Origin of the sequence: uncultured Methanobrevibacter sp. (assembly GCF_905235195.1) — an archaeon.
Lineage (GTDB): Archaea > Methanobacteriota > Methanobacteria > Methanobacteriales > Methanobacteriaceae > Methanarmilla.
On sequence record NZ_CAJOKH010000042.1, the window covers coordinates 1 to 14,770 of the forward strand.

The 14,770-nt window shown below is 25.9% G+C and carries 12 protein-coding genes and 1 pseudogene; 7 read left to right on the forward strand and 6 right to left on the reverse strand.

The features are described 5' to 3' along the window. The first annotated feature begins 312 nt into the window (after positions 1 to 312). Both QZ146_RS06210 and mcrC read left to right on the forward strand, forming a co-directional pair. Entirely contained in the window at positions 313 to 2,448 is a 2,136-nt protein-coding gene (locus QZ146_RS06210; protein ID WP_295722805.1) for an AAA family ATPase, read from the forward strand. Further along, positions 2,445 to 3,488 carry a 5-methylcytosine-specific restriction endonuclease system specificity protein McrC gene (mcrC, locus tag QZ146_RS06215; protein ID WP_295722806.1) on the forward strand — a complete coding sequence of 348 codons (1,044 nt, stop codon included), beginning with the start codon at positions 2,445 to 2,447 and terminating at the stop codon, positions 3,486 to 3,488. The genes QZ146_RS06210 and mcrC overlap by 4 nt, the downstream gene beginning before the upstream one ends. 72 nt (positions 3,489 to 3,560) lie before the next feature. On the opposite strand, the gene QZ146_RS06220 is transcribed toward mcrC, so the two are convergent. From QZ146_RS06220 to QZ146_RS06230, 3 genes are all read right to left on the reverse strand, one after another. Then, positions 3,561 to 4,175: an ABC transporter ATP-binding protein gene (locus QZ146_RS06220; protein WP_295722807.1), complete on the reverse strand. Its 615-nt coding sequence runs from the start codon at positions 4,173 to 4,175 to the stop codon at positions 3,561 to 3,563. Between the two features lies 1 nt (position 4,176). Further along, the gene (locus QZ146_RS06225; RefSeq protein WP_295722808.1) at positions 4,177 to 5,124 is read right to left on the reverse strand and encodes an ABC transporter ATP-binding protein; all 948 of its coding nucleotides are present in this window, start codon (positions 5,122 to 5,124) and stop codon (positions 4,177 to 4,179) included. A 124-nt stretch (positions 5,125 to 5,248) separates the two neighbouring features. Next, positions 5,249 to 5,938, reverse strand: a complete 690-nt coding sequence (locus tag QZ146_RS06230) for a 4Fe-4S double cluster binding domain-containing protein (RefSeq protein ID WP_295722809.1) — start codon at positions 5,936 to 5,938, stop codon at positions 5,249 to 5,251. A 329-nt stretch (positions 5,939 to 6,267) separates the two neighbouring features. Between QZ146_RS06230 and QZ146_RS06235 the strand changes: the two genes are divergently transcribed. The 3 genes from QZ146_RS06235 (at position 6,268) to QZ146_RS06245 (ending at position 9,771) form a co-directional block, all read left to right on the forward strand. After that, on the forward strand, positions 6,268 to 7,887 hold the full coding sequence (locus QZ146_RS06235; RefSeq protein ID WP_295722810.1) for an ABC transporter substrate-binding protein: 1,620 nt from the start codon (positions 6,268 to 6,270) through the stop codon (positions 7,885 to 7,887). Positions 7,888 to 7,991: 104 nt separating this feature from the next. After that, positions 7,992 to 8,921 (forward strand): ABC transporter permease, encoded by a 930-nt coding sequence (locus QZ146_RS06240; protein WP_295722816.1) that lies wholly within the window; start codon positions 7,992 to 7,994, stop codon positions 8,919 to 8,921. After that, the gene (locus QZ146_RS06245) at positions 8,914 to 9,771 is read left to right on the forward strand and encodes an ABC transporter permease (RefSeq protein ID WP_295722811.1); all 858 of its coding nucleotides are present in this window, start codon (positions 8,914 to 8,916) and stop codon (positions 9,769 to 9,771) included. The genes QZ146_RS06240 and QZ146_RS06245 overlap by 8 nt, the downstream gene beginning before the upstream one ends. Before the next feature lie 66 nt (positions 9,772 to 9,837). Here the strand turns inward: QZ146_RS06245 and QZ146_RS06250 are convergent. Then, positions 9,838 to 9,965 (reverse strand): annotated as a pseudogene (locus QZ146_RS06250) (IS5/IS1182 family transposase); the annotation flags it as partial. A gap of 398 nt (positions 9,966 to 10,363) precedes the next feature. Here QZ146_RS06250 and QZ146_RS06255 point away from each other — a divergent pair. Continuing rightward, on the forward strand, positions 10,364 to 11,743 hold the full coding sequence (locus QZ146_RS06255; protein ID WP_295722812.1) for an MFS transporter: 1,380 nt from the start codon (positions 10,364 to 10,366) through the stop codon (positions 11,741 to 11,743). A 113-nt stretch (positions 11,744 to 11,856) separates the two neighbouring features. Next, entirely contained in the window at positions 11,857 to 12,489 is a 633-nt protein-coding gene (locus QZ146_RS06260) for a 4'-phosphopantetheinyl transferase superfamily protein (protein ID WP_295722813.1), read from the forward strand. A 157-nt stretch (positions 12,490 to 12,646) separates the two neighbouring features. On the opposite strand, the gene QZ146_RS06265 is transcribed toward QZ146_RS06260, so the two are convergent. Beyond that, on the reverse strand, positions 12,647 to 13,216 hold the full coding sequence (locus tag QZ146_RS06265; protein ID WP_295722814.1) for a hypothetical protein: 570 nt from the start codon (positions 13,214 to 13,216) through the stop codon (positions 12,647 to 12,649). Positions 13,217 to 13,353: 137 nt separating this feature from the next. Then, on the reverse strand, positions 13,354 to 14,196 hold the full coding sequence (locus tag QZ146_RS06270) for a linear amide C-N hydrolase (protein ID WP_295722815.1): 843 nt from the start codon (positions 14,194 to 14,196) through the stop codon (positions 13,354 to 13,356). Positions 14,197 to 14,770 lie beyond the last annotated feature (574 nt).

The window sequence follows — 14,770 nt, forward strand, 5'->3', positions numbered from 1 at the left end:
GAAAACACCATTATAAAATTAAATTAAATTAATTGAATTTAGTAAAAATAAGAGTTTTGTGCAAGTTTCTCGTACTAAATAATCTAGCACCCTATAAAAATTAACTTAATATTATAACTATGATTTTTTTAAACCCTATTATAATTTTATTAATTTATTGACTAATTTAATAATATTTTAAAAAAATAAGATTAACTTTATAATTAAAAAAAAATATTTTTAATAAATAATTAATAATATAATATTGAATCTTATTAAATTAAATAAATTTAAATAAATGATTTTAAAATTAATTATTGAGGGGTTTAAAATATGGATGAATATAATTTTGAATGGGTAAATTTCTATATGGAATTTGCAGATAAATTATTAGAATATAAAAATAAACGTAGTGAACTTATTAACATTATTGTTCAAAGTTTTGATGAAATAGATATGAATTTACCTAAAGTCGAAGCTGATGAATATGGAAATAAAATTATACCTATAGATATTGATCCATTTACAATATTTGCTTTTTTTAACAGAGGAATTAAAGATGAAAATAGAATAAAAATCACTAGTAAATTTAAAGAAAAATTTTCAATGAAATCTAAGATTCCATCAACATTTGATGGTATTCCTGTTGTAAATAATATGAGAACTGCATTTTATAATTTTCAATATGATGGCCGTGGAAATGAAGATATTGATAATCTTTGGCATATATTTGAATACGCACTTAAGTTAAATGATAATAATCAGAATAAAACAGAATTTATAAAGTATTATAATCAAGTCCTTACTCAAAGAGGAGTAGGTTGGAATATTACAATGGGTCTATTTTGGATACGACCTAAAAATTTTATTGCATTAGATCAAAATAATAGAAACTATTTAATTAAATCTAATCTTTTTTCTGAAAAACTTGTTAACCCTATAAAATCTTTAAGAAAACCTCCAGAGGGAGAATTATACCTAAAAATCTGTGAAGAGATATTAATAACAAATCCTGATATTGAATTTAAATCTATTCCAGAATTATCTATTAATGCATATTTCTATAACCATTCTACAGAAGATGAAAAAGAAAATGAGGGTATTGGTGATACTGATATAAATACCAAAAAATATTGGTTATATTCTCCAGGTGCTCAAGCAATACATTGGGATGAATTTTATGAAAAAGGTATAATGGCTATTGGCTGGGACAAGTCAGGTAATCTTAAAAATTATAAAAACAAAAAAGAAATTGGAAAATGGTTAAATATATACAATAATGATAATATAAGACATTTTAATGATGCAAATACTTTATGGCAATTTGCACAAGAAATACAAATTGGAGATATAATTTTTATAAAAAAAGGAAAATATAACATTTTAGGTATGGGTATAGTCTCTTCAGATTATATTTTTGATGAAGAAAGAAGTTATTATAAACATGTTCGAAAAGTAGATTGGAAATTTAAAGGAAATTGGGAATATGATAAAAGTAACCCATTTATAATAAAAACTTTAACCGAGATTACAAGCTATAAAGAAATGGTTGAAACTATTAATTCCTTTTTTATTAATGAAGAAAATATGGATTTGATTGAAGAAGAAAATGAATTTCCAGAATACACTGTTGAAGACTTTTTAGAAGAAGCTTATATTGATGAAAAAGAATATAATGTTCTTGTGAGTCTTTTAAAAAATAAAAAGAATCTTATTATCCAAGGAGCTCCAGGTGTTGGAAAAACATTTATTGCAAAAAGATTAGCTTATTCTATAATGGGAGTAAAAGACATAACCAGAGTACAGATGGTGCAATTCCATCAAAGTTATTCCTATGAAGATTTTATAATGGGTTTTAGACCATCAAAAGAAAACTTCAAATTAAAAAAGGGATCATTTTATAAATTCTGTAAAGAGGCAGAAGAAGATGATGAAAATGATTATTTCTTCATTATTGATGAGATTAACAGAGGAAATCTTAGTAAAATCTTCGGTGAATTGTTTATGCTAATAGAAAAAGATAAACGTGGAGAAAAAAATAAGATTCAATTATTATACTCAGACGAATCATTTTTTATTCCAAAAAATATATATATTATCGGATTAATGAACACTGCTGATAGAAGCCTTGCTATGGTTGATTATGCACTTAGAAGAAGATTCGCATTTTACGATTTAAAACCAGGATTTGCATCAGATGGCTTTAAAAATTATCAAGAAAATGTAGATATTGAAAATTTTAATAAATTAATAGATACTGTTGTAGAGTTAAATGAGGAAATTATAAACGATGAATCCTTAGGTGAAGGTTTTGTTATAGGTCATAGTTATTTCTCTAATATAAAATCTTACCAACAATTAGAATTTATTATTGATTATGAGATTATTCCTTTATTAAAAGAATATTGGTTTGATGAAGCAGAGAAAGTTGAAAATTGGACTTTAAGATTAAAAGATGTGATTAATTGATTTTAATTAAAAATATATATTATATGCTTTCTTATGCCTTTAAAGTTTTAAAAAATAAAGAGTATAAAAAAGTAGAAACGGAAGATTTTGAAGATCCAACAGAGCTTTTCAGTGAAATTTTAATTATAGCTTTAACAAAACAGATAAAACAAGGTCTTGTTAGCGATTATATAGATTATACCGACACTACTTCTTCAATTAAAGGTAAGATTAATATTACAGAATCCATCAATTCACAAAGTATCCTGAAAAAGAGATTAAACTGTATTTACGATGAATTTTCCCCAAATTGCTATTTAAATCAAATAATCAAAGCAACATCAAATATTCTTCTTAAATCAAATATATCTAAACAAAGACATAAAAAACTTAAAAGATTAATGATGTACTTTAATGATGTTGATTTAATTGATGTAAATTCTATTAATTGGCAAATAAGATATGATAGAAATAATCAGAATTATCAGATGATAATTGGAATTTGTTATCTTGTAATAAATGGGTTTATTCAAAGTAAAAATGAAGGTAAGGTAAAATTAATGGACTTTGAAGATGAACAAAAAATGCATAAATTATATGAGAAATTTATTTTAAATTATTATAAAAAAGAATATCCTAAACTTAAAGTCCATTCCCCTCAAATAAAATGGGAATTAGATGATGATTATTCACATATGCTTCCTAAAATGCAGACAGATATTGTTTTATCATATGAAGATAAGACTTTAATTATAGATGCAAAATATTATGGAACAAATACACAAAAATATTGGAATAGTCAAACAATCAATTCTTCAAACTTATATCAAATTTTTACATATGTTAAAAATAAAGAAGAAAATTTACGTCGTGAAAATATTCCTCATGAAGTTTCAGGTATGTTATTATATGCTAAAACAAATCAAAAAACACAGCCTGATGAAGATTATCTTATGAGTGGTAATAAAATCAGCGTTAAAACCTTAAATTTAAATCAAGACTTTAATTTAATAAAAGAAAAATTAAATAATATTGCAGATACATATTTTGATTTAAAATAAAAAAAATTTCAAGAATTTAAATTATCTTAAAGAGGTAAAAAATTAGGAATAAAAAAAGTATAATATATACTATTAAACATCATTAATATCTTTAAAATATATTTTATCATCACAGACAGTATCAACTAAATCCATATCATGACTTACAAATAAAAATCCCATTTTACGTTTTTTAACAACCTTTAAAACAGAATCTAAAATCTGTACCTGAGTAATTGCATCAAGCATAGTAGTCATTTCATCTGCAATTAAGAATTTTGTATTAGGATTTAATGATCTGAGAACTGAAAATCTTTGAAGTTCTCCCCCAGATAATTCCTGTGGAAATCTATTTAACCATGATTTCTGTATACCAAATTCTTCTAAATCCTCATCACTTACATCCCATGATTCTTTTAGTACTTGATTCATTTTCCATTTAGGATTCATAACTTTTTCAGGATGTTGATAAATTAATTGAACCGGTTTAAAACCTTTTTGTGGGAGAGGATTTCCATTAAAACTTACACTACCTTCATAATTTGTAATATAAGAAGAAAGAATTTTACAAAATGTAGATTTTCCACTACCACTATCTCCAATTAAACCCATAATTTTTTTATTATCTAATTCAAGGTTAACATCTTTTAATATGTATTTCTTAGAAGAAGGATATTTAAAGGATAGATTTGAAGCTTTAAGTTCCATATTATGCCTCCTCTTCATATTTAAAACATCTGACTTTTTTATTTCCTAAATCTATTAATTCTGGTCTTTCTTCTTTACATCTATCAAATCTCATTTCACATCTATTATAATAAGGACATCCTTTTGATATTTCTCCATGCAATGGTTGGTGTCCTTTAATAAGTTCAAATCCATTTGCAGGAAGTGCATTGTATAGTGCTTTTGTATAAGGATGAAGTAAGTTTTCTCCATCCCCTGAAAAGTCTTTATTTTCTGCAATTTCAATTACATATCCTGCATAGAATATTCCTATTCTATCTGCTACTTCAAGTGCAGCATGAATATCATGTGTAATTAAAAGAACAGCAATTGCATCTTCTTTCATTTTTTTAAAGTGATTAAGTGTTTCTTTAACTGTCTTCTCATCAAGACCCGGAGTTGGTTCATCAGCTACAACTAATTTTGGATTGGATAATAATGCTGTTGATACAAGGACTCTTCGAGCCATTCCCCCAGATAATTGGAAAGGATACATTTCATCCACTTCAGGCCCTAAGTTATACTGTTGGAAAATTTCCCTTTGTTTTAATTTTTTTTCCTTTTTCTCTTCATCAGTTTCTGTGTGTCCAATTGCCTGGTCGGATATTTTCATCAATGGGTCTAAATAGTTTACAGATTGAGGTACAAGAACAATATCTTTACCCCTTAATTCTCTTATATCTTTCTCGGATAATTCTTTTCCTTTAAATTTTATTTTTCCCATTTGATTTGCATTTTCCGGTAAAATCCCAAAAATTGCATGTGCAAGGAGACTTTTACCAGAACCACTTGAACCTAATACTGCTAAAATTTCACCTTCAGATATATCTAATGTTAAATCATTGATAACTTTTAAATTTCTTTGATTTAATCCTTTTGTATATTGCATAAATGAAATAGAAACATTTTCCACATCTAATACTTTTTCCATAAAATCCCCATTTAATGATTTTTAGAATAATTAGTAGATTTAATATTTATTCAAAATCAATAATAAACTTATTTAAAAAAGTATTACTAATTTATTGAAAATAATTTAATTTGTAATACTTTTATTATTTTTTAATATAATTTTGTGTATAGGGACATGCAAAAATACATTTTCCACATACAGTATCCGCTTTAGCTAAATTTTCTTTAGACACTTTAAGGGCATATCTTTCACATTTTTTATCATTATAAAACTCATTTCTTTTAAGTTTATAATTCCATTCTATTCCACTTATTGCCTCTGCCGGACAAGCATTCTTACATTTTAAACAATTACCGCATTTTGATTTTAAAATAGGTTGTCCTACCTCTAAAGGAGCATCTGTTAATACAGATGATAATCTTAAAGCTGAACCATATTCTTTAGTTGTAAATAATGCTGATTTACCTATCCATCCAAGACCACCACGTGTAGCAATTGTTTTATGAGGAAGTTCAAATGAATTGAACTCACCAAAATCCGTTCCTAATCTTAATTTGGTTTGAGCATATGCATTGTAACCTTCATTAATTAAAAATTTCTCACACATCATCCCTAAATTATCCAGTTGTTTATTTATATTCATAAGCTCATGAAAATAATCAATTGTAGGAGCATTTTCCATATCCCTTATTATTTCTTTTGGGTAACAAATATAAAAAACAATACCCTTATTTAATCCTGATTTAGGGCTAATATTACTAATATCAGAAAATCCAACCTCTGTTGCACCATTTTTTAATAAGTAATTTCTAATTTCAATAGAAAGAGCCATGAAAAGAATATTACAATTATAATATTTATATTTTATCTAGTAATACTTTCAAAAAATAAGATTACTCTTTTATTTTAAAAAAAATTATAATTATTTAAGAATTTCATTAAAAAATAAAATCAAAAATGAATATTATTTAATTTTTTTATAAAAAATTTGAAAAACTCAGTAAATTAGTGAAAAATAGCTGAAGTAATAACCATATTTTTATATAAATATGCATATATAAAAATTAATATTAAAATAAGTTAAATTAGTATTACTAACTAAATATTTCTTAAATAAAAAGTATTACTTAATATTATTGTATTAATTAATTGGTGAATATAATGAACAAAAAAATTATAATCATTGGTATTATAGCTTTAGCAGTCATTATGATTGGCACATTAGTAATAATGGGCAATTCAAGAGATACAAACCCTACTCATTTAACAATTGCTGCACACAGTAACATCAAAGAACCTGAATCAGGATTCAACCCATTAACTGGTTGGGGATGTGGACATCAAAACTATAACCCATTAGTACAAAGTTGTTTATTTAAAACAGATGCAAATGGAGAAATTGTTCCAGATCTCGCGACAGATTATTCAATTAGTAATGATGGGAAAACCTGGACTGTAAATCTTAGAGATGACGTTAAATTTTCAGATAATTCTACATTCAATGCAGAAGATGTTGCATTTACATTTAATACAGCAAAGAAAACTGAATCTGATTTGGATTTAACAAATATTGAAAAAGTTATTGTAAAAAATTCTACAAGTGTGGAATTTGAATTGGTAGAACCAAGGTCAACATTTATTTATGATTTAAGATATCTTGGTATTGTACCATCAGATTCATATAATAATTCTACTTATGGAGAACATCCAATTGGTACAGGACCATATGTTTTAGACAATTGGGATAAAGGTCAGCAAGCAATATTTAAAATAAATGAAAATTATTATGGCAAAAAACCATACTTTACTCAAATAAACTTAATCTTTCCTCAAGAATCAACATGGATACAATTAGCTAAATCCGGTCAGGTAGACGTCGTTCCTGTTCCAACTTCTACATTAAATCAAACTGTAGAAGGATATAAATTTTACGAAGTATCTGCAGGTAGAGCAGAAGGTGTATCCTTACCTTATCATAAGGATACTGGAATTGTAACCGATGACGGTTATAAAGTAGGCAATAATGTTACCGCCGATCCTGCTATTAGAAAAGCATTGAATGTCGGTATTAACCGTGATAAAATGGTTAAAGAAGTATTTTCAGGACATGGAAAAGCCGAATATACTGGCGTAGATACTAGAGACTATGTTAACAATAATTCTAAAGTCAAAGATGCTAATATTAAAGAAGCAAAAGAAATCCTTAAAGAAGGAGGATGGAAAGATACAGATGGAGATGGAATTGTAGAGAAAAATGGTAAGAAAGCATCATTTAATTTATATTACCCTCCAGATTATCTTGACAGACAATCTTTATCTCTGGTATTTTCAGAACAGGCCAAAAAAATCGGAATTGAAGTAAGACTTGTAGGTGCTGACTGGGATACTATTTATGCTAATATGTATAGTTCAGCTGCTTTAATGCAACAAACTTCACCAGACCCATATAAATCAGTTTACCAACAGTATCACAGTAAAGAAATGGATGGATTTTATATGAATCCTAATTTATACAATAATAGTGTAAGTGATAAATATATGGATGACGCTATGCATTCAACAGATTTTGACCAGGCAAATTCCTTATGGGCCAAATCAGCAGATTCAAATGGCGAAGGTTGGGGTCCTGCTGCAGATGCTCCATGGGTATGGCTTGTAAACTATGACTATAACTACTATATAAAGGATGGAATTAATATTGGCCATCAGCCAGATGGTTTAGGAAACGATATATTAATTAATATATGTGAGTGGAATAGAACTACTAACCCTACAAGTTAATTATAATCATTTCTCCCATTATTTTAAAAAGGAGGGGCTTAAATTTGAATAAAAATCAAATATTAAAATTTTTTGGATACAAACTTTTAAGATTTGTAATACTTATGATTGCTGTTGCAATATTTAGTTTTGTGCTTTTAGACTTATCTCCTATTGACCCAGTGAGTGCTTATTTAAAAGGTACGGCAGTATCTGAATCTCAAAGAGCAATTCTAGAAAGTTATTTTGGTGTTAATGTTCCACTTACAACAAAAATATATCATTGGTTAGTTGAGTTAATGCATGCCAACCTTGGAACTTCTTTAGTATATCGTGCACCAGTGACAGATGTGATTATTGAGAAATTCTCTGCATCAGCAGTATTAATGGCTCTTTCATGGTTATTAAGTGGAATATTTGGATTTTTAATCGGTATTGTTGCTGGTAAAAATAAAGGCTCCATGATTGATAAAGCAGTTAAAGTATATTGTTATGCAATTCAATCTGCACCTCCATTCTGGGTAGGAATGCTTATTTTAATGATTTTTGCCATATATTTAGGATGGTTCCCAATTGGACTTGGAGTTCCTATCGGTGTTAAAAGTACTGATGCTACCTTTATAGATTGGGCTTCCAGATTGGTTCTTCCCACACTTACATTAAGTTTAGTGGGCTTAGCACCAATTGCTATGTATACCCGAAATGAATTAATCCAAGTATTATCCTCTGATTATGTCTTATTTGCAAAATCACGAGGAGAAAAAGGATGGGATTTAATTAAAAATCATGGAATAAGAAATATATTATTACCTGCTGTAACCTTACAGTTTTTATCATTTAGTGAATTATTTGGTGGTGCAGTAATGGTAGAACAGGTATTTTCATATCCTGGAATAGGTCAAACAGCTGTTGCAGCAGGACTACAAAATGATGTTCCACTATTTTTAGGAATTGTAGTTATTAGTGCAATATTTGTATTTGTAGGAAACTTACTTGCTGATTTATCATATTACTTAATTAATCCTAGAATTAAGGAGAGTGAGTTCAGTGATTAAGAAAAATAAAGGTAATGATAAAAAACAATGGTTCTTATATCCTGCTAATCTTAGAACAAAAACTATAATTATTATACTGATCTCAGCAATAGTAATTATATCAATATTTATTGCTAGTACTTTTATCAAGGATATACCTACACATTTTATTAATGCGAATCAAATACCTTCATTTGAACATCCATTTGGTACTGATTGGATGGGAAGAGACATGTTTCAGCGAACAATTGCAGGTCTTGGTTTAAGTTTAATGGTAGGTTTTATTGCATCAGCAATAAGTACCATCATATCTATTATTCTTGGTTTATTTTCAAGTTTCAATAGATTTGCAGATGAAGCTGTTGCAGGAGTAATAGATTTATTCAGTTCTATTCCCCACATTATCTTAATTATTCTTGTTTCTATCATGTTTGGTGGAGGTGTACTTGGTGTTATTATGGGCGTAGGTTTAACTCATTGGACACCTCTATCTAGAGTTTTAAGATCTGAAGTTAAAGAAATTAGAACTAAGGAATATATACAATTAGCAGAAAATCTTGGTAAAAATAAAATATGGATTGCAACTAAACATATTTTACCATTGATTGTGTCTCAGATAATTGTAGGTGTTATTTTAATGTTCCCTCATGCAATTATGCATGAAGCTGCAATAACATTTTTAGGATTTGGTCTGCCACCTCACCAACCTGCTATAGGAGTTATTTTATCTGAATCAATGAATTATTTAGCTTCTGGATCATGGTGGTTAGCATTTTATCCTGGTATGTCATTATTAATTGTAGTATTATTATTTGACCTTATTGGGGAAAATGTTGAAAAATTACTCAATCCTGAAACAGCACAAAAATAGAAAATATTTAGAGGTCTGAATTTTTCAATTCACAGTTAATTATTGTATGGCTGTTTTTGAATTAAATCATAGTGATATGATTAAGGCTCCTAAAAATACAATCAAAATAATGTTTTTTTCAACAGATTTTGGTGTATATTTATGAATTTCTTTAAATTTACTCCTTGTTTGAGTAATTTGAAAAAATTTTCTATTATTCATCAATAGGTTTGAAATTTTTCGAGCGGTCTAATTTTTTTAATAATTCTTGTTTTAAATTTTCAAAAAAAAACTTTTTTCTTCCATAGGAATAAATTTAAAATATGACTTCGAGAAGCAATAGATAAATTAAATATAAATAATAAAATAGAAAATATATTCCAAAAATATTTCCAAAACATATAAAAAGAAGAATGAAAATAGAAAAAGGGATTTTAACTAGATTCATGTTAAAACTTAATTATTGGAACGTGAATAATGCTAATTAAATTTTATCACACAAGTTTTTGAAAGAGCCCTCAATGTTTATATCTGAACCTTTATATAGGATTTACGATATATTATATACAATTAATATATATTAACAAAATATTTTGAAAGAGAGTTATTATTTATGAATTTAAATTTTATGAAAAATGATTGGAAATCACAAGCAACAATAATTCTTATTCATGCTGCTTTAATGCAATTAACAATGAATTTTGTTGCAAATTTCATTAATGTTATTTTACCAGATATAGCAAAAGATTTGAATATTACCATAGAAACTTTAAATTTATTATCCCTGTTTTTTTTAATAGCAGTTATTACAGTTCTCATACCTTTAAGTAAATACATTAACCAATATGGTATTAAAAGATGTACAAGGATTATTATTATTGTTTTAATAGGTGGTTTAATATTATCTGCTATTACCTATAGTTTTGAATTGTTACTTATATCCCGTGTTATTCAGGGAATATGTATTGCAATATTGCCAACTATTAATTATATTCTTATTATGTTAGCGTTGCCTCATAGTGAAGCTGGAAAAACGTTAGGTATTGTATCATCATGTGGTTATATTGGAATGACTATTGCTCCCTCTGTTACTGGTTTTGTTGCCTATTATTTTTCATGGAGAATGACATTTCTCCTAATGATTCCAGTATTAATATTTGATTTATTTTTAATGAATTATATCAAAGAAGAGTGGTCAGTTGAAAATAAGTCTATAGATTATGTAGGTTCAATCCTTTATGGTTTAATCATGATCTTATTTATATTAAGTGTGATAGATATTCAGTTAATCAATTTTGTATTATTTATTTTAACAGTAATATTCATTATAATATTTATTGTATATGAAAAAAGAATTGAATATCCAGTATATAATTTAAACCTTATGAAGAATGTTAAATATATTATTGGTAACTTTGGAGGACTCGTAAGTTATTTTATAGTATTTATCACTACATATACTTTAAGTTTATATTTGCAAGTTATTCTAGGATTAGACTCAAAAACCGCAGGATTATTTTTATTAATAACACCAATTGCAATGGTATTTGTAACACCTTATGCAGGCAAACTTGCTGATAAATATGATCCGATTATAATTTCTGGAATAGGTATGACTATAATTACTTCTAGTTTAGTTATTTTAACCTGTATAGACATACTTCCAGAATATATGATACTAGTTGCATTAATATTACAAGGAATTGGTCATGGAATGTTCTCACCTTCTAATAATAAAGATATACTTACATCTGTTCAAGATAAAGATTTATCTGATGCTTCCGCATTATTAAATACCGGAAAAGAAATAGGTAAAATTTTCGGTTTAGCCATATTTAATTTTATATGTATTATGCTTATGGACAATAGTAATTTAGAAAATAATATATTAGGTTTATCCCACTCTATACATTATACATTAGTGGTAGGTAGTATATTAGGAGGACTATCTGTTATTTCTTTAATCTATTCTAAATATTGGATTAAAAGTTAAGATAATTCAAAAACGATTTGTATTTTATAAAAAAATTGTGATAAATTTTGAATATTTTATAATCAAAATTATATTTTAAAGAAATAATTAATTTATTTTAAAAAGGATAAAAAATGATCAAATTAGCTTATTGTAATGTAGATGATTTGGATTTAAAAAAGACATACTCCTTAACTTCTAAAGAACGTCAAGAAAAAATAGATTATTACCGATTTAAAAAGGATAAAAAATTATCTGCTGGAGCATATCTTCTATTAAAAAAATTACTATATGAAGAAGGCATAACAGATTTTCAGCTAAAAATTGGAAAATATGATAAGCCATATATATGCAATTATGAAAATATTTTTTTCAACTTAAGTCATTCAAAAGAAATGGTTTTATGTGGAATATCTGATATGAAAATAGGTGCAGACATAGAATATAATGACCCTACAATTGATTTAGATATAGCTAAACATTATTTTTATAATAGCGAATATAAATCTATTATAAATTCAGCAAATCCCAGTGATGAATTTTTCAAATACTGGGTTTTAAAAGAAAGTTATATGAAATATACAGGTCTTGGAATGAACTTAAAATTAGACAGCTTTGAAATATTAATTGAAGATAATATAAAACTTAAAAATGATTCTAAAAATTTAAAATTTAATTTATTTAACCTTGAAAATTATAAAGTAGGAATAGCTAGCCATTATAATGTGTCTAAATTAATTAAAATAAATGTAGACGACTTATATTAGAAAATTTAATAAAATCTATATCTTTTTTAATACAGATAAAATCTATACATCTTAGCTAAAATAAAAAAAAGCATTACTATAAGTAAGATAATAAAGCTTAACATTATAGAAATCTCTAACTTCAATATAAACTTTTAATAACGATGAGAATAAGTTATCAATGTTTCTCTAAATTTATAATCTGACTTTGAAGAACTATCTCTTGGAGTATTACTTGATTGATAATCATCATATAAATCATCATAATAAAAACTATCATTTTTATCCTTTGATTAATAGAATCATCTACACTAGAGTAAAATGATTCACTATCCATATTAGAATCAGGAGTATCTTTAATTAATTTTTCTATATCAGGACTTATTTCATTACCTACCCAAAAAATCTCATAAAAAGAATCTCCACTTGCAAAAAAAGCATGAGACATATTGTCATTAACATATTCATTATAAGAATAATAATATCTTACTGGATGATTTCCTATTTCCAAATCCTTACTATATTCACTTTCACCCGCCCAAAAACCAATTGTTTGAGCTTTATTATCATCAATACAAAAGATACCAAAAATATTTTCTAACTGGTATCCATTAGTTTTATTTTCTCCACCTTGATATTCTTTACTAATATTAAACTCAATATCATTTACAGTAACTGCAGATATTGTAGCAAAAAATGAAGAAGACAGTAGTAAAAACAGAAATATTACGCCTATTTTTTTAAACATCATATCACCCCATTAATAATATTATCATAACGGGAATAAATATATTTTATTGATTAAACTACTTTAAATATCTAATTTATTTATTTTTGAAAAAATAATTGATTAGTGAAAATTAGAATATACTTTTAAAAGATCAATTAAAACTTTTCTCTAATCAAATCAAAATCATTATAGAATTTTAAGTATACCTCAAGATTATCCATATCATAAACTATTGAGTAAATTGTGTATTCAAAAGAACCATTAACATCTGTTAAACCATATATTTGCTCTATACTGCTTAATAAATGTAGTACTTGATTAGCATCATTGAAAGAATTATCTGTTTCTTCTAATTTTTCTTTTATATAAGCTAATCTTTCAAATCTACCCATACTTGTATAATCACCAGAGAGATAATATGTTTCTAATCCCCTAGTATTATACTCAGAATCTAATTTAAAATTGATATTACCTATTTTACTTTCCATAATATGATAATTTTCCAATTGTTGAGGATATGGAGGATTATTAGTCATAAGTTCCCCCTCATAATAGTTTAACCCGTCTTTTGTTTGTTCCACAATAATAGACTCATCTTTATCTGCAATAAACCAATGTAAATCAGAAGGAGGAAAATTTTCACTATATTGTTCATTAGTAATATTAACATTATCTAATAAATTTTTAACTTCTTCAAGATTTTCATATTTAGATAAGATTTCAAGTGGAAACTTGTATGAGGGAATGTTGAGCTTATCATCACAAACAGGATTATATACGGCATTACCCATAAAAGCTAAACCACAAACACATAATCCCCTCTCATTCATACCATCATATAATAAAGGATAATCTTTAATTATCCCAGTACACATTCCAATAATCTTATATTCATTATCATATGTATGTTTTTCAATGACCCTTAGTTCCTCATTATAAGAAACTTCATAATCAAAATTTCTTCCAATACAATAATTATATTTTAAAGTTGAACACATTTCAATACACCTACAATTTCAATAGAACAGTATATTATACAATTTTTATAAAAATCAAAGCCTGATATTATAAATATTACTTAAAGATAAATTTATTATAAATTTATTTTTAAATGATAAAAACCTGACTATTATTATATTATTTATTTATTAATTATTATATAATTTATTTATAAAATATTATAAAATTTAATTTATTAAAGATAAAAACTATTAAAAGTCATTTAAAAAATAAGTAAAAAAAAATAAAAAAAGAAATAATTATTTCAAAATAAAATAATTATCAAGCATCTAATTCATTAATACGTGTACCTTTAGTTTCTGGGAATACCCAAATCCAAAGACCTACAAGAATAGCAAATATTGCAGCTAAACATAATAAAAACCTATAAAATATATTTTTAAAAAAAAAACTTACTGAAGTAATTAATGAATTATAATACCCATTATTACTTTTAAATATTAATTAACTAAATGCAAAACAGTTTATAATTTATAAATTACTCATATTAATGAAAAAATTAAATATTTAAACTAAAATTAAGTAATTTTATAAATCAATATAAAAATAATA